13 protein-coding genes and 3 pseudogenes are annotated in these 17,054 nt (G+C 44.6%); 10 read left to right on the forward strand and 6 right to left on the reverse strand.

Going from position 1 to position 17,054, the window contains the following annotated elements:
• Window positions 1-53 precede the first annotated feature (53 nt).
• From tnpA (ACSC9N_RS01445) to ACSC9N_RS01465, 5 genes and pseudogenes are all read right to left on the reverse strand, one after another.
• A pseudogene (gene tnpA, locus ACSC9N_RS01445) lies at window positions 54-317 on the reverse strand (IS200/IS605 family transposase); the annotation flags it as partial.
• A gap of 32 nt (window positions 318-349) precedes the next feature.
• The gene (gene tnpC / locus ACSC9N_RS01450; RefSeq protein WP_395475017.1) at window positions 350-1,975 is read right to left on the reverse strand and encodes an IS66 family transposase; all 1,626 of its coding nucleotides are present in this window, start codon (window positions 1,973-1,975) and stop codon (window positions 350-352) included.
• Window positions 1,976-2,049: 74 nt separating this feature from the next.
• Complete coding sequence (gene tnpB, locus ACSC9N_RS01455) at window positions 2,050-2,385, reverse strand: IS66 family insertion sequence element accessory protein TnpB (protein WP_004691523.1); 336 nt, start codon at window positions 2,383-2,385, stop codon at window positions 2,050-2,052.
• The gene (gene tnpA / locus ACSC9N_RS01460; RefSeq protein ID WP_005401365.1) at window positions 2,382-2,810 is read right to left on the reverse strand and encodes an IS66-like element accessory protein TnpA; all 429 of its coding nucleotides are present in this window, start codon (window positions 2,808-2,810) and stop codon (window positions 2,382-2,384) included. The genes tnpB and tnpA (ACSC9N_RS01460) overlap by 4 nt, the downstream gene beginning before the upstream one ends.
• 76 nt (window positions 2,811-2,886) lie before the next feature.
• Window positions 2,887-3,048: pseudogene (locus ACSC9N_RS01465) on the reverse strand (transposase); the annotation flags it as partial.
• Between the two features lie 20 nt (window positions 3,049-3,068).
• Between ACSC9N_RS01465 and ACSC9N_RS01470 the strand changes: the two are divergent.
• The 10 genes and pseudogenes from ACSC9N_RS01470 (at window position 3,069) to ACSC9N_RS01515 (ending at window position 14,489) form a co-directional block, all read left to right on the forward strand.
• The gene (locus tag ACSC9N_RS01470) at window positions 3,069-4,127 is read left to right on the forward strand and encodes an RNA-guided endonuclease InsQ/TnpB family protein (protein WP_005401363.1); all 1,059 of its coding nucleotides are present in this window, start codon (window positions 3,069-3,071) and stop codon (window positions 4,125-4,127) included.
• Between the two features lie 2 nt (window positions 4,128-4,129).
• Window positions 4,130-5,020, forward strand: a pseudogene (locus ACSC9N_RS01475) (sulfate ABC transporter substrate-binding protein).
• 252 nt (window positions 5,021-5,272) lie between these two features.
• Window positions 5,273-6,292: a sulfate ABC transporter substrate-binding protein gene (locus ACSC9N_RS01480; RefSeq protein ID WP_058870429.1), complete on the forward strand. Its 1,020-nt coding sequence runs from the start codon at window positions 5,273-5,275 to the stop codon at window positions 6,290-6,292.
• 187 nt (window positions 6,293-6,479) lie between these two features.
• Complete coding sequence (gene rsmH / locus ACSC9N_RS01485; RefSeq protein WP_058951622.1) at window positions 6,480-7,403, forward strand: 16S rRNA (cytosine(1402)-N(4))-methyltransferase RsmH; 924 nt, start codon at window positions 6,480-6,482, stop codon at window positions 7,401-7,403.
• The gene (gene ftsL / locus ACSC9N_RS01490) at window positions 7,403-7,735 is read left to right on the forward strand and encodes a cell division protein FtsL (protein WP_004691506.1); all 333 of its coding nucleotides are present in this window, start codon (window positions 7,403-7,405) and stop codon (window positions 7,733-7,735) included. The genes rsmH and ftsL overlap by 1 nt, the downstream gene beginning before the upstream one ends.
• Before the next feature lie 12 nt (window positions 7,736-7,747).
• Window positions 7,748-9,571, forward strand: coding sequence for a penicillin-binding protein PBP3 (ftsI, locus tag ACSC9N_RS01495; RefSeq protein ID WP_078389190.1), 1,824 nt, complete (start codon window positions 7,748-7,750; stop codon window positions 9,569-9,571).
• Window positions 9,572-9,578: 7 nt separating this feature from the next.
• Window positions 9,579-11,075, forward strand: coding sequence for a UDP-N-acetylmuramoyl-L-alanyl-D-glutamate--2,6-diaminopimelate ligase (locus tag ACSC9N_RS01500; RefSeq protein WP_348959934.1), 1,497 nt, complete (start codon window positions 9,579-9,581; stop codon window positions 11,073-11,075).
• A 9-nt stretch (window positions 11,076-11,084) separates the two neighbouring features.
• Window positions 11,085-12,494: a UDP-N-acetylmuramoyl-tripeptide--D-alanyl-D-alanine ligase gene (locus tag ACSC9N_RS01505; RefSeq protein ID WP_005401358.1), complete on the forward strand. Its 1,410-nt coding sequence runs from the start codon at window positions 11,085-11,087 to the stop codon at window positions 12,492-12,494.
• Window positions 12,495-13,613: a phospho-N-acetylmuramoyl-pentapeptide-transferase gene (gene mraY, locus ACSC9N_RS01510; protein WP_004691502.1), complete on the forward strand. Its 1,119-nt coding sequence runs from the start codon at window positions 12,495-12,497 to the stop codon at window positions 13,611-13,613.
• A 69-nt stretch (window positions 13,614-13,682) separates the two neighbouring features.
• Window positions 13,683-14,489, forward strand: a complete 807-nt coding sequence (locus ACSC9N_RS01515) for a putative RNA methyltransferase (protein ID WP_395475018.1) — start codon at window positions 13,683-13,685, stop codon at window positions 14,487-14,489.
• Between the two features lie 31 nt (window positions 14,490-14,520).
• On the opposite strand, the gene ponA is transcribed toward ACSC9N_RS01515, so the two are convergent.
• Window positions 14,521-17,049 (reverse strand): penicillin-binding protein PBP1a, encoded by a 2,529-nt coding sequence (gene ponA / locus ACSC9N_RS01520; RefSeq protein WP_395475019.1) that lies wholly within the window; start codon window positions 17,047-17,049, stop codon window positions 14,521-14,523.
• Window positions 17,050-17,054 lie beyond the last annotated feature (5 nt).

Here is a 17,054-nt window from a genome sequence, read left to right on the forward strand (position 1 = left end):
GGGGATGTAAGGCTGCAATCCGCTAGTCCCCTTGTGGGGATTAGCTAGGATTGCTAATGCGGAGTTTGCTGTTGCTGAATATATTGTTTGATAATCCTAATAGGTGTACCATCACATGATGCAGCGAAATAGCTAGGCGACCACAAAGCATTACCCCATAACTTGCTTCTAATTTCAGGGTGCTTGGTTCGTAAAATACGACTGGAAGCACCTTTTAAACTATTTACCAAGCTAGAAATAGCGACCTTTGGCGGATAATGCACAAGTAGATGGACATGATCATCTTCACCATCAAATTCTGCCAACTCGGCTTCAAAGGTAAGCGTGCGCTGAACCCCATAGCTATTTTTTAACTTGGGTTGGATTTCCAGCGGTGTGGCAGTAATTCTTCTATTTGGGTCACTTTATGGGTCGGTAACCTTTTCAGCACATCACTGAGATAGGCATACGGATCCAGCCCATTCAGTTTTGCTGACTGGATCAGGGTCATGATATTGGCCGCTCGTTGACCACTACGCAGCGAACCTGCAAATAGCCAGTTCTTACGTCCCAAGGCCCAGGGACGCATCTGATTTTCCAACCAATTATTATCAATGGGCAAATTGCCATTATCCAGATAGCGACTTAAGGCTGGCCAGCATTTTAGGCTGTAGTTGATCGCTCGGGCAGTTGGGGAACTCGATGGCACCGTCAGCTGATGTTGGTTGAGCCACTCATATAGTTGTTGCATCACCGGTTGACTATACTGTTGCCGGTATTCGCGGCGGTGTTCTGCTGTACCATCCGTCTTTTTCCTGAGCTCTGCTTCTATCGCATACAGTTTCTGAATCAGCACTAATGCCTGTTCAGCGACCTGACTTTTCCCAGTTACATGCAGTTCATGGAATTTACGACGTGCATGGGCCATGCAGCCCACCTCTATGACCTGGCCTGATTTAAAGCGTGCTTTATAACCACTGTAATCATCACAGACTAGATAGCCCTGCCAGCCTTTCAAGAACGCTTCAGCATGCTCGCCTGAACGACTATCCTGAAAGTCATAGATCACCGCCTGAACTGGATTGTACTGTGTAGTGGCATAGGCCCAGACATAACCTTTCTTCGGTTTTTTATCATTCTCACCCATCCGCATGATGGTGACCGGTGTTTCATCTGCATGCAGCACCTGCTGTTGTAGTACCACCTCTTTTAAGGCATTGGCCAGAGGTTCCAGTTCCACACCGCAGCGACCAATCCAGTCAGATAAAGTAGATCTGGACAGATCAATGCCCGCCCGCTGATAGATCAGGCGCTGACGGTACAGCGGCAAATGATCGGCATACTTCGATACCAGCACATGGCTGAGCAGTTCAGGTGAAGCAATGCCTTTATCAATCACATAGGCGGGCATCGCTTGCTGAGTCAGGGTGTCACACTGATCACAGACCCATTTGCCACGCACATGCTGTTCCTTATAGAACTGTGCCGGTCTGAAATGCAGTTTTTCACTGACATCTTCGCCGATACGACGGAGTTGGCAGCCACAAGCACATTGGGTTGATGCAGGTTCATGCTCAATACGGATAGTGTGTAGATGATCTGGCAGTGGTCGACGTTTAGGTTTATTTGCTTTGGCTTTGTGTGTCGCTGCATCGGTTTTATCTGCATTCAGCCGCTCCAGTTCCAAATCAACTGCTGCGATATCCTCTTCAACCGCTTCGTCCCACAGATGGATTTGTTTTGCGGTGAGATGTTCGTTTTTACTGCCAAATTTGTGCTGTTTAAATAGTGCGAGCTCATGCTCGTATTTTTGATTGAGAATAGAAAGATGTTGAACTTTAGAATCTAATTGCTGATTGGTGACTTCAAGATGTTGAACTCTGGCATCTAATTGCTGGTTTGATTGTGCTAGAGACTGATGCTGCAGCGCCAACTGTCTGGTAAATTCCAGCAGTTGTTCATGGGTCAGTTGGCTTAAGTCAGGCAGCGTATTCATGACCGCAGTATGCCTGATGTCATGATGCAGAGGAAATAGAACGTTTGGAGAATAGCAGAATGGACGAGCCTGGTTTAGAGCATAGTCACCACCTGCTGTCGTCCAATGCGCTGCCAGGGCAAACCCTGGATCAATGCCTGTAACTGTTCCGGACTGAGGGCTACGGTTTCACCCTGATGAAGCTGAACCCAGTGGAATTTTCCCTGTTCCAGCCGCCGGGCACACAGCCAGATACCCAATCCATCATGTACCAGCAGTTTCATGCGATGGCCACGTTTATTACAGAACAGGTAAGCGCAATGCGGTTTGATGTAGCCAAAGGCTCTCAGCACCTGAGTCATGACAGTATCCATACCTGCACGCATATCCATCGGCTGGGTAGCAAGCCAGATTTCATCAATACGGATCATTGAGTCAAACCCTGGATCAGCACCAGTAATTCAGTTACTGACTCCACCGGCCAGTCGATCTCGATCATCTGACCCCTTACGGAACCTGGTTCCTCATGTAGTGGAATCCTAATATGAGCGACAACTTTCTTCTCTGGTACAGGTGGCGGAGGTGCTTCTTGTCTGACTGGAGTCGGGTGAAGAATGACGGGAAGGAAGTCGGTCTGTGGAATAGATGGGGGTGTTAATGATGGAACCATTGATCTGGACTGACGAATCCATTTATGCAACAGATTCGCATTGACCTGATGTTGCATTGCCACCTTGGCCACTGATGTGTCTGGCTGCTGACATTGCTGAATAAGTTGATGTTTAAATTCAGCCGTGAAGGTTCGACGGGGCTTTTTTAGGGTTGGTGTGCTGTCTATAACTGTCTTTAAATCCATAAATAGGTGTCCACTTAAATTTTAGTGGACACTATCGCGGTATTAATGAGTTAGAAAAAGTGGGGTTCAGCGGACGCTTACCTTCAAAGTCTAAACAAACACGCTCAAACACTTCACGCATTGTTTCAAGCATTGCTTTGGTAAAAACATCTCTACGATATTTAGCGACAAAGACTAAATGAACGTGCATATTAAAAACACAATGACGACCTGTTCTAATCTCTTGACTATTGCTCATAGACCAAATATATTTTAGTAATGAAAACACTTAAATTACGAATAAAAGACAAACATTGCAAGATGCTAGACCAACTAGCAGTAGAGGTGAACTTTGTTTGGAATTATGTCAATGATTTGTGTTTCAAGCACCTACAACGTAAACAACAATTCTTTTCAGCATACGATATTGCTCAATACACGAAAGGCACATCAAAAGAATGTAACTTACATAGCCAAACCATACAGGCAATTGCAGAAGAATTAGTTACACGAAGAAAGCAGTTTAAAAAAGCCAAGCTAAAATGGCGTGTCAGTAACAACAAATCTGCAAGACGCTCATTAGGCTGGATACCTTTTAAGAAAGTAGCCATTAAATACGCCGATGGCTATGTGCAATATGGCAAGCACCAATTCAAACTATGGGACAGCTACGGACTAAGCAAATACAACGTCAAAACAGGCTCATTTGTAGAAGACAGTCGTGGACGTTGGTATGTTTGCCTTGTGGTTGATGATATTCAACAAGTTAAAGCTATAGCTAAAGGCTCAATTGGCATAGACTTGGGTTTGAAAGATTTAGCCACTTGTTCAGATGGTGTGAAACTCGAAGCTCCTAAAATCTATCGCCAATATGAGGAAAAACTTGGCATTGCTCAAAGAGCAAAAAATAAGAAACGTGTCAAAGCGATTCACGCCAAGATTAAAAATATACGCCAAAATATGTTGCATCAATTCAGCCATAAACTGGTGAATGCACATGCAGCAATCTTTGTTGGCAATGTGAATGCTAAAGCATTAGCACAAACTAGATTAGCGAAGTCAGTGTTAGATGCCAGTTGGACAACACTAAGAACCATGCTCAAGTATAAATGCGAGAACGCAGGAGTATGGTATGGAGAAGTCAACGAAGCCTATACGACCCAAACATGTTCGTGCTGTGGCTCACGCTCTAGCAGTCCGAAAGGTAGAGCAGGTCTTGGAATAAGAGAATGGCAGTGTATGGAGTGCGGTACGCTCCATGATCGGGATATAAATTCCGCACTGAATATTCTTGCGCTCGGACATGAGCGTCTCGGAGGAGGAATCCCCGTTCTTTAGGTCTGGGAGGATGTCAACAAGAATATAACCAAGCCTTTGGACAGTATTGGAAAAGCAAAGCTGGGCAGGAGGTCAACTTTAAACAGTCTCATGGTGGATCGGGCAAGCAAGCACGTGCCGTTGCAACGGGTCTCCAAGCAGATGTGGTGGCCTTGGCCAATGATATTGATGAAATTGTGAATACTGGACAAATTGATAAAAACTGGCAAAAAGAATTTCTAAATAATTCTGCACCTTATACTTCAACCATTGTTTTTTTAGTGCGTAAAGGTAATCCAAACAAATTAAAGACTGGAATGATTTAACCAAGCTGGGGGTGAGATCATTACCTCAAATCCAAAAACAAGCGGTGCGCCGCGTTGGATCTATTTATCTGCTTGGGGGTATGCGTTAAAACAACCTGGAGGTAATGATGCTAAAGCCAAAGAATTGGTGAAAAACTGTATCAAAATGTCAAAGTTCTTGATTCAGGCGCGCGAGGTTCATTGACCACGTTTGCTGAACGGGGCATAGGTGATGTGTTGTTGTCTTGGGAAAATGAAGCTTTACTGGCAACTCAAGGCCTAGGTAAAGACAAATACGATATTGTTTATCCGTCTATTTCGATTTTAGCGGAGCCGTCAGTTGCGATTGTAGACAAAACCGTGGACAAAAATGGCAATCGAAATTTGGCCAAGGGCTATTTAAACTATCTGTATTCGCCAAAAGGGCAGGAGTTGGCGGCGAAGCATTTCTTCCGTCCACGAAATAAACAAGTGGCGAACAAATACCTTGCGCAATTTCCAAAGCAAAAAACCTTTAATATTAATGATGTCTTTGGAGGGTGGACCAAAGCGCAGAAAACTCACTTTGTAAATGGTGCGATCTTTGATCAAATTTATACTGAAAAATAAACGTGCTATGGTTTGACGCGATCACGTTCGAACATAAAAGTGGATATACACATATCCACTTTTATTATATTTTAAGCATAAAAATGTATATAATAAGAATAAGTAAAGTGTTTGCTATTATTTTAAATAAAAACAATTCATTAAGTCTTAGTGATGTAAAAATAATGTGTATTTAAAAAACAAAAGCGAATTGCGATTTATGATTTTGTTTCATATATTTAGCATAATTCTTGATATTTAATTTAATACGCTATGAAAACGCATTTGAAATCTCTCTGGGCTGCTGCCGTAGTGGCAACAGGTCTGACATTCAGTATGACATCAGCTCAAGCAGCTGACCGTACTATGCTCAATGTCTCCTATGATGCAACACGTGAATTTTACGATGAGTTCAATAAATCCTTTGGTGCTTATTGGCAAAGTCGTACTGGACAAACGGTCGATTTTAAACAGTCACACGGGGGTTCAGGTAAACAAGCCCGTTCGGTCGTGGATGGTCTAAAAGGGGATGTGGTGACCTTGGCCTTAGCCAATGACATTGAAGAAATTGTTAAATCAGGTCAAATCCAGCCGGGTTGGCAAAAAGAGTTCCCAAATAACTCTGCGCCTTATACATCGACCATTGTGTTCATGGTACGTAAAGGCAACCCGAAAAAAATTAAGGATTGGTCTGATTTAACCAAACCAGGTGTACAAATTATTACGCCTAATCCTAAAACAGGCGGTCTACCACGTTGGGTGTATCTGTCTGCTTGGGGTTATGCACTGAAACAACCCGGTGGCAATGAGGCCAAAGCCAAAGAGTTCGTGGGTAAAATGTACCATAACGTGAAAGTCATGGACTCTGCGGCACGGGCGTCTATGACCACCTTTGCAGAACGTCGCATTGGTGATGTGTTATTGACTTGGGAAAATGAAGCCTTAGTGACACAAAAAACTTTAGGTAAAAATCAGTTCGATATTGTTTATCCATCGATCTCGATTTTAACCGAGCCTTCGGTGGCAATCGTTGATAAGACCGTGGCGAAAAATGGCAACAAGTGGTTAGCACAGGGTTATATCAACTATTTATATTCACCACTGGGTCAGGAAATGGCGGCGAAACACTTCTATCGTCCGCGTAATGCGGCAATTCTAGAAAAATATAAAGCGCAATTTCCACCGTTAAAAACCTTCACCATTGATGAAGTGTTTGGTGGTTGGGCCAATGCTCAAAAGACCCACTTTGTGAATGGGGCGACTTTCGACCAAATCTATAATAGCCGTAAATAATCCAGTTAATTATTTCAGCTGCTGCTTACAAAGCCTCCCTTGGGAGGCTTTTTTGATAATGAATGCCGTTTAAAAACGGTTTTGTCTATGAAAAGTAATATTTCCCTACAAAAAGTCGTTTGGAGCTTTGTTAAAACAAGGTAATAATGTGCAGTTACATTTTTCCTTCCGATCATATTGAGTCTTTATGTCGCATATTTCTGTATTACTTCACGAAACTGTTGATGCTTTGGTAGCAGATCGCAATACAGGGATTTTCATTGACGGGACGTTTGGTCGTGGCGGACATACACGCTTGCTGTTGTCTAAGCTGGATGAAAATGCACGTGTCTATGGTTTTGATAAAGACCCGCAAGCACTGGAAACAGCCGCGATTTTAGAACAAGAAGATCCACGGTTTAAAATTATCCATGCCAGCTTTGCTGACCTTAAGCATGAGTTAGAAGTACGCGGCATTGGCTTGGTCGATGGTGTTATGGCCGATTTGGGCGTGTCTTCACCGCAGCTTGATCAGGCGGAGCGTGGCTTTAGTTTTATGAAAGATGGACCACTGGATATGCGTATGGACAATTCAAAAGGTCCAACTGCAGCGCAGTGGTTGGTCAATATTGAGGAAGAGGCGTTAGCCAATATTATTTTCCAATATGGTGAAGAGCGTTATAGCCGTCGTATTGCCAAAGCTATTAAAGCAGCTGGGTTGATTGAAACCACCGCGCAGTTGGCTGAAATTGTGAAAGTGGCGCACCCGAAATGGGAAAAAAATAAACATGCCGCAACACGAACTTTCCAAGCAATTCGTATTGCCATTAATAAAGAATTAGAAGATATTGAAGTTTTCCTACCGCAAGCGGTAGACGTATTAAAACCGAATGGTCGCTTGGCTGTGATTAGCTTCCATTCGCTAGAAGATCGATTAATTAAACAATTTATTCAAAAAGAGTCGACACTTGAGGAAGACATGGGTTGGGGAATGCCACAACAACGACCAGATACACGTCGTTTAAAGAAAGTATCACGTGTGAAAGCAAGTGATGCAGAAGTTAAAGCCAATCCACGTTCACGTAGTGCATGGCTTAGAGTTGCAGAGCGCTTAGCACTTAAAGGCGAATAATGAAAACTGAAGTCGTTGAAAAAATTCCAACAAAGTTAAAGTTTAAGAAGCTGATTGCCTATGTCATTTTATTGGTGCTGGTGTTTATCAGTGCCATGATGGTGGTGTTCCAAGTGTTTGAATACCGCCATGACTATCGCGAAATGAGCTCTTTTATGCGCGAGCGTGATGACCTAAATGCAGAGTGGGGCCGTTTGCTGATTGAACAGCAAACTTTTGGCGCAACTGCACAAATTGGAACGCGCGCGGTGACGCAACTGCGGATGTATTCACCACCTGCGGCGCAAACCGTAGTGATTTCTTTACCCACGACTTCAGAAGACAAAAAATAAGGCCGCTGTAACATGGTAGAAAAGCGTAAACCCACTCGTAAAAAACAGCAAGCGGTGACTGAAAAATCGGCTCTACAGGTTGAAATGTGGCGCTTTTATCTCATGTGGGCGGTGGTTTTAGCCTGCTTTATTGCTTTGGTTGGACGTGCTTTTTACGTACAAGTCATTAATACCGAATTTTTGCAAAATAAAGCCAATGCCAATATTTTAAGAACTGAAAAAATTAAGGCCATGCGCGGTGTGATTTATGACCGTCATGGTGTACCTTTGGCGATCAGTACGCCGATTATGAAAGTGGTGATTGACCCGCGTGATTATTTTGATAATAAAAAACTATTTGATGAAATTACCGCTGAATTAGCCAAAGATCCACACAATCGTAAATTGAAGCGTCAATTACCAGACAAAAATCTAAATCTGGATGAACTGGCTGATGCCGTGGGCATGGATCGTGCGGAACTGAAGCGGAAACTCAATGAACGTCCGCGTTCGCGCTACTTGGTTTTGAAAAAAGAAGTGCCACCTCAGCAAGCCGAACTGATTGCAAAACGTGAGTTCCAAGGTGTGTATACCGAAAAGAACTACAAACGTTACTATCCGCAGCCACAACCGAATGCGCAAATTATTGGTTTGACCAACAGTGAAGGTTCGGGCATTGAAGGTTTAGAAATGCAGCTGAATCAACGCTTGTCGGGTATTGATGGTGAGCAGCAAATTGTTCGAGATAAAAAGGGCAATCGTTTTAAAGATGCCGAGGTGGTTAAAGAAGTTGAGCCGGGCGAAAATATTACGCTCAGTATTGATTCGCGCCTTCAGTACATTATGTACCGTGAACTGACCGCTGCGGGTGTAGCCAATAATGCTCGTTCTGCCACAGCAATTGCGGTCGATGTGAAAACGGGTGAAATTTTAGCGATGGCGTCGTGGCCGTCGTATAACCCGAACGATAAAAACAGTTTGTCCAATAAAGACGCCATGCGTAACCGTGGTGCGGTTGACTCTTTCGAACCGGGTTCAACCATGAAGCCTTTGACCATTTCAATGGCCTTGGAAAGCGGCAAATACATGCCGAATACTGTGGTTAATACCACTCCGGGTTCGATGCGAGTCGGCAACCACACCATTCGAGATACACATAACTATGGTCCACTGACTTTGGGTGGAATTATTCAAAAATCGTCTAACGTGGGTGTGGCTAAAATTGCTTTGTCTCTCCCTTATGCAACTTTACCGACTTTTTATAAACGTCTCGGTTTTGGTCAGCGTTCAGCTGTTAAATTCCCGGGTGAAAGTGGTGGTTTAATTCTTCCACCAAGTAAATGGAATGTATCGGAAGTGGCGACCATGGCGTATGGCTATGGCTTAAATGCGACTGTGCTGCAAATGGTGGATGCTTATGCCATGTTGGCTAACAAAGGTGTGAAAATGCCTTTGAGTTTGTATAAGTTAGATGCGCCTCCCCGTGGTGAACAAATGATTGATCCAAAAATTGCGGATCAAGTTTTGTTGATGATGGAAACGGCAACCTTACCGGGTGGTACCGCGACTCGTGCAACCATTCCGGGTTACCGTGTAGGTGGTAAAACAGGAACCGCGCATAAGTTACGTGCTGACCGTAAAGGCTACTCAACCAATGAATATCGTGCACTTTTTGCCGGTGTTGCACCAGTCAGCGACCCGCGTTTAGCGATGGTGGTTGTGGTCGAAAACCCGCAAGGGACCTACTATGGTGGTACGGTGTCTGCGCCTGTATTTGCCCGTGTTATGCAAGAATCCTTACGTTTAATGAACGTGCCTTTAGATAAACCTTTAGATGCTCCTGTAATCAAGAAATAGGTGATGAATGTCCATTACATTTCAACAACTCTACACCGCTAACCAAAACGCTGGATGGATGGCACAGCCATTTCAAGGTTTTGTTCTTGATAGTCGTAAAGTACAGGCAGGGCAAATTTTTATTGCGCTGACCTCCCTTTCACAACCTGAAAAAACCGTGCAGTTTGCGCAAATAGCCTTGGATAAAGGGGCTTTAGCGGTGGTGAGTGAAACTGAGCTTGCACTTGAAAACAGTATTGTGGTGCCGAATGTGCGTCACTTGATGGGAGGCTGGCAAAAGCAATTTTTGTTGGCCACTAGCCAAGTACAGCCTGCTCGTATTTTAGCGGTGACAGGAACCAATGGTAAAACCACCATTTCTCGTTTAGTCGCAGAACTGTTGATGCTACAAGGCAAATCATGTGCAGTAATGGGCACGACAGGTAATGGCATTTTGCCCAATTTAGAAGCATCGTCGCATACCACCTTGGATGCGCTGCATCTACAAAATGCACTACATAGCTATGCCAAGCAAGGTGCTGAATTTGCATCGATTGAAGCCTCTTCACATGGTTTGGAACAAGGCCGTTTAGCGGGCAGTGAAATTGAAATTGCTGCATATAGCAACTTAAGCCGCGACCATTTGGACTACCATGGCACGCTTGAGGTCTATGCCGAAGCTAAATCTCGCTTATTTCAATTTCCATCATTGAAAGTTGCAGTCATCAATCTGGATGATGAGCATGCTGGAGTCATGATTCAAGCGGCACAAAATAATCCAGCCCAACCGAAAATTTTAACTTATTCAACCACGCAGCCTGCAGACTATCTGGTAAAGAATATTCAATATAGCCTGACGGGTGCAAACTTTAGCTTGTGTACGGCACAGGCCGAATATCAGGTACAGAACCCATTATTGGGTCATTTTAATATTGAAAATTTGGTCGCCAGTTTAATTATGGTTGAACAAGCGGGTTTTGATTTAGCCGATGTGGTTGCTACAACAGCACAGCTCAAGGGTGCGCCAGGTCGTATGCAAGTGATTCGTGATGATGCGCGTTTGTTTGTGGTTGATTATGCGCATACGCCTGATGCTCTGGTGCAAGTCTTAAGTACGTTGAAGCGCCATGTGGAACAGCAACTCTGGGCAGTATTTGGCTGTGGTGGAGACCGCGACCGTGGCAAACGGCCACTCATGACCCAAGCAGCATTAAACGGAGCAGATGTGGTGTTGTTGACTTCAGATAACCCACGTACAGAAAATCCTGAGCAAATTTTTGCCGATATGAAAGCGGGGATTGATTTCTCAAACCGTGTGGTTCATGAAATCCATGATCGTCGTGAAGCGATTAAATTTGCCGTTCGACAGGCCCAAGCGGGTGATATTGTCGTGATTGCAGGCAAAGGTCATGAAAACTATCAAGAAATAGAGGGTGTTCGGCATTGGTTTGACGATGTCGTCGAAGTGCAATCCGCGATTGATACACAGCACCACACTACTGATTCTGCTTATCCTGCACACTAAGGAAGTCGTATGCATACCTCAACAACAAGCACAGTGCCTTTAGTGTCATGGACCGCCGCACAGTTGCTCGAAGCTACCCAAGGTTATTGGCTAAATGATCAAGCGCCAAATACTGAAATTAAACGCATTTTGACGGATTCACGTGATGCAGAAGCAGGAGATGCTTTCTTAGCACTCAAAGGCGAACGTTTTGATGCACATGCTTTTATTACGCAAGTTGCTGAACAAGGTTGCCAAGTGGCCATTGTGAGTCAGCCTATAGATGCAGAGGTTTGTCAGTTGGTGGTGCCCGATACACGTTTGGCATTGGGACAACTGGGGGCTTATCGCCGTGCACAAAACCCACAGCTAAAAGTGATTGCGCTGACGGGTAGTAGTGGTAAAACCACCACCAAAGAAATGTTAGGCAGTATTTTGTCACGTATAGCACCAACGTTGGTGACCCGTGGCAATCTGAATAATGACTTGGGTGTGCCAGTCATGTTATTGGAATTACATCCAGAGCATCAATATGCAGTGATGGAGTTGGGTGCAAGCCATCAAGGTGAAATTGACTATACTTCGAATTTGGTCCAGCCCTTGGTTGCAGGCATTATCAATATTGGTACAGCACACTTGGGTGAGTTTGGTGGACGCGATGGCATCTGCCGTGCTAAGTCTGAGATTTATGCGCATATTGCTCCAAATGGCACATCAATTGTTCCTGCAGCCGATGATTTTGCCGATAGCATTCGCCAAGCAGTGCAAACTGAACAGGTGCTCAGCTTTGGTGCGGGTGGTGAAATCTTTGCCACTGAGATTGAGTTACAGGCACAATCTGCAACGTTTAAGCTAAATACCCCGCAAGGCGTGCGTCAGGTGAATTTACCATTTGCTGGGGAGCATAATGTTCAAAATGCAACTGCTGCGGCAGCTTTTGCTTTAGCGATTGGTATTAGCTTGGATGATATTGTGCTTGGCCTTGAGCAAGCGGTCGGTGCAAAAGGGCGTTTGAACTTTATTCAACAAGGCCGTCATTTGTTGATTGATGATACCTACAATGCCAACCCAACCTCTATGCGTGCCGCTGCTGAAGTGCTTGCACAGCAAGAGGGGGTTCGAGTGATGGTGATGGGTGATATCGGTGAGCTAGGTAGCTCTGCTGCACAGCAGCACTATATGCTGGGGCGCGATTTGGTCTCAGTGAAAGGGCTGAACTTCGTGGTGGCTGTCGGTGAATTTGCACCTGCGGCACAAGAAGGTGCACGCAGCACCCAATATGGCAAAAAAATGCAGGCTTTTTTAACTCAAGAGCAGGCTTTGCCGTTCTTACTCAGTTTAATTGAAACACATCAACCCCAGTCTATGAGTTTCCTGTTTAAAGGTTCTCGTTATACCCATATGGAAACGTTGATGGCTGATTTGATGGAGAAACTCTAAATGTTGTTATGGTTGTTTGAACAACTGGCGGGCTACCATAGTTCGTTTCAGGTGGTTCGTTATTTAACATTGCGTTCTTTGCTCAGTGTTTTAACCGCACTGACCATTGGTCTAGTGCTCGGTCCTGTGATGATTCGCAAGTTGCAAGCACTCAAATATGGTCAAGCCGTGAGTTCATATGCTCCTGAAAATCATGCCAAAAAAATGGGCACACCAACCATGGGTGGTGTGTTGATCTTACTCTCAATTGGTATCTCCACACTGTTGTGGGCAGATTTATCCAACCCTTATGTATGGATTGTCTTGGCAGTGATGGTGATTTTTGGTGCAGTGGGTTGGGCCGATGACTGGATCAAGATTCGCTATAAAGACAATGCAGGCTTACCTGCCCGTAAAAAGTTCTTTTGGACGTCGCTTGCATCATTGGGCGCAGGTATTGCGCTATATGTAATTGCGCAACAACAGAGCAATCCTGTGCATACCGCAAATATGCTGGATCTGCTGATTCCATTTTTTAAAGATTTAAGTATTCCTTTGTCGGTGATTCCGTTGGGTATTGGTTTTATCATTTTCACCTATTTGGTAATTAATGGTGCATCAAATGCCGTGAACCTGACCGATGGTTTGGACGGTTTAGCGATTATGCCTGTAGTGCTTGTTGCAGCGGGTTTAGGTGTATTTGCATATTTGGCTGGTGATGTCCGTTTTGCCAATTATTTACATATTCCTTATGTGCGCTTTGCTTCTGAGTTGGTGGTGATTTGTGCAGCCATGATTGGCGCGGGTCTAGCCTTCCTCTGGTTTAATGCACACCCTGCACAGGTTTTTATGGGCGATGTGGGCGCATTATCATTGGGTGCAATGCTCGGTACAATTGCGGTCATGGTTCGTCAGGAAATTGTCTTTGCCATTATGGCTGGTGTGTTTTTGGTCGAAGCGATTTCAGTCTTCTTGCAAATTGGTTCCCTCAGAATGCGCAATAAACGGGTATTCCTGATGGCACCATTACACCACCATTATGAGAAAAAAGGCTGGCGTGAAACCCAAGTGGTGATTCGTTTTTGGATTATCACAATTATGCTGGTAGTTTTAGGTCTAATGACCTTAAAATTGCGTTAAGCAAAAGTATGAAAAGAGTCGGTATTTGCCGGCTTTTTTTATGCCTGAGGTAAGGTCTTGGAGAAAATAATGAATCTGCTCATGTGTCCTGTGTGTCGTGAGGCTTTAACTTTAAACGAAAGAACATGGCGCTGTGCGAATTCACATAGTTATGATGTGGCGAAACAAGGCTACGTCAATTTGCATGTCGTTCAACACAAGCACAGCAAAAATCCGGGGGATACGCCTGAGTCGGTACAAGCCCGCCGTGCCTTCTTAAGTGCAGGTCATTACGCGCCTTTACAGCAAGCAGTGATCAATAAGGTACGTGAGTTACGTATTGAAAATTTACTCGATATTGGTTGTGGTGAAGGCTATTACACCGATGCAATGCAGTCGGAGGTACTGCAATGTGTCGGTGTAGATATTGCAAAAAATGCAGTGCAAGTGGCTGCGAAAATCAATAAAAATATCACGTGGGTAGTGGGTACAGGAGCAACTTTACCCGTGTTGGATCAGTCAATTGATTTATGTAGCAGTTTATTTAGCCCGATTCCAAAACAAGAGATTTTAAGGGTGCTCAAGCCGCAAGGATATTTATTTGTAGTGACGCCTGCGCCTCAGCATTTGTATGCCATGCGTGAAGCTCTGTTCGAAGAGGTGAAGCCGCATGAACCGAGCAAATTTGTAGAGCAGTTGAGTGATGCGTTTGATTTGGTGAGTGATGATGTTGTTGATGCTGAACTTAGGCTTAATCAGCAGGACTTAAAAAACCTGATTGCCATGACCCCTTATGCCTATAAAGCAAAACAAGAGCGACGTGAAGCCTTAGAGTCACAAGCAGCTCTTGACTTACATGCACAGTATCAAATTTTACTGTTTCAGAAAAAAGTATAAGTATAAAAAAGCCCGCAGATGCGGGCTTTTCTTATTGGACTTGATCAATCAAATGATCGAGCGCATCTGTTTTAGGTTTTGGTTGTTCTTTGGGTGCATGCATGGTGGGTGGGGCGCTGTTCTTTGGAACCAGCGTTTCCTCTTCACCCGGCAAATCATCAAAGTCACGCTCAGGAGCACGGGGAACCACCACCGGTGCAGGGCGATACAACGGCTGCGCCAAAGGTGGGGTTGGGCCTAAGTTGCTTTGAGGTGCTTCTTTCTGATGGCGTTGAATCGGCGCTTTGGCTTTGGCATCGAGTTGAACCCAAGCCGAAGGCGTGCCTTGTAAGGCTTTGGCCATGAAGTCTGTCCATATCGGGAGCGCAGCCACACCGCCGTATTCGCGGCGTCCTAAAGTCGTTGGTTGGTCGAAACCGACCCACGCTACGGTCACTAATTTGCCATTAAAGCCGGCAAACCAAGCATCTTTCGCATCATTGGTGGTTCCTGTTTTTCCGCCCAAGTCATCTCGTCCAATACGTAGCGCAGCACGGCCTGTACCATGTTGAATCACGTCTTTTAAAATATTCGCCATATCATAAGCAGAACTGGATTTTAAAATACGTTGCGCTTGGCGATAGTCACTGTTGATCTCAACAGGATTTGCCGATTTTTCAGCAGGGTTCAGCTCTTGGTTGGTGACTTCAATTACTTCATCATCAGGTGTGATGGTGTCAGCAGACTGAGGATTTGATTCTTGTTGAGAGATACAACTAATACATGCATATTCAGGATTGTTCTGATAAATGACCTTGCCATAGGCATCTTCAATCCGATTGATGAAGTGTGGTTGAATACGATAACCGCCATTGGCAAAGGCTGAGTAACCTGTAGCCATTTGAATTGGTAAAACCTGAGGTGTTCCGAGTGCAATGGTGTAGTTGCGTGGAATCTGTTCATCAGTTAAGCCGAAGTCCATGAACAATTGACGTGTACGTTCAATGCCCACGGTTTGTAAGAGTCGAACTGACACGGTGTTACGCGATAAATAGAGTGCACGACGCAATGGAATCATGCCTAAATAGCGACCATCGGCATTGCGTGGTGACCATTTACCAATGGTGATTGGGCTGTCATTCACCATGCTATACGGTGTCATACCGCGCTCTAAAGCGAGTGCATAGACAAAGGGTTTAATAATCGAACCTGGTTGGCGCCAGCCTTGTGTGGTTCTATTAAATTTAGATTGATAAAAGTTATAACCACCGACCAGTGCTTCTACAGCGCCATTGTTTGGGTTCAGTGCAATCAGCTGGCCCTGAACTTTAGGCAATTGCACCAAAGCCCATGAGGTTTTGTTGTCATTGGGGCGCAGACGTACAATGTCTTTTACTTTAACAATTTGAGATGCTCTTGATGGTGCACCGCCTACCGCATTTGCATTGCGATAAGGACGTGTCCAAGACATGCCAGACCATGGCACGGTTACTGTCGAGCCATCTTGCATTAAGGCATCAAAGCTATTTTGATTCACACGGGTAACTTCGGCAGGGAAGGTATTGGCAAAAGCACTAAAGCTACTTAAGGGTTTGTCATGGGCTTCCGCACCACGCCAACCATGACGACGGTCATAGGCTTCTAAACCATCTTGTACCGCTTGTTCGGCATAGGCTTGGCGTTCGCTGTTGATGGTGGTGTAGACCTTATAACCAGAGTCAATCGCATGCTCGCCGAACTTTTCAATCAGTTCGCTGCGGACCATTTCACCGATATAGGGAAATCGGTTGCTTACCCCGCGGTCAGGCATATCGAGGTTAATTGGTTCAGCAATCCCTTTTTCATATTGGCTTTGGTTGATGTAGCCTAGCTGCAGCATACGACCCAAAATCCAGTTACGACGTTCTAAAGCACGTTCGGGGTTGACCACTGGATTGTATTTAGACGGCGCTTTAGGCAGACCTGCAATCATCGCCATTTGCGCAATGCTGAGTTCGTCTAAGCTTTTGTTATAGTAAATTTTAGCTGCCGCTGCGATACCGTAGGCATTTTTACCCAAGAAAATCTTGTTGACATAGAGGGTTAAGATTTCCTCTTTCGTCAAATTTTGTTCAATTTTTCGTGCCAGAAAAACCTCAGTCAACTTACGTTTTAAGGTACGCTCGGGACTGAGATAATAGTTTTTTGCCACTTGCATGGTGATGGTCGAGCCACCCGTTTGGACGTTGGAGCCAGTAATACTTTCACTGACTGCACGTCCTAAACCTTTAAAACTGATACCACTATGCTCAAAAAAAGAAGAATCTTCCGCTGCTAAAAAGGCATGAATAAAACTTCGTGGGATCTGATCGTAATCTACGGGTACAGATAGCTTGCCACCGTATTCCGAAATGAGTTGGTTATCCGCACTATAAACTTGTAAAGGTTTTAGTAATGGCGCCTTTTTTATAGTTGTCATTTGCGGCAAAGATGGGGCAATATAGAGATACATGCCATAAAAACCCATTGGAATTGAGACCAACATTATAATAATGATCAAAAAAAATGGATGAACACGGCCCGAACAAGATAGCTTTTTCATAACAA

The sequence above is a fragment of the Acinetobacter sp. PC34 genome (genome assembly GCF_051789135.1).
Classification (GTDB): Bacteria; Pseudomonadota; Gammaproteobacteria; order Pseudomonadales; family Moraxellaceae; genus Acinetobacter; species Acinetobacter johnsonii.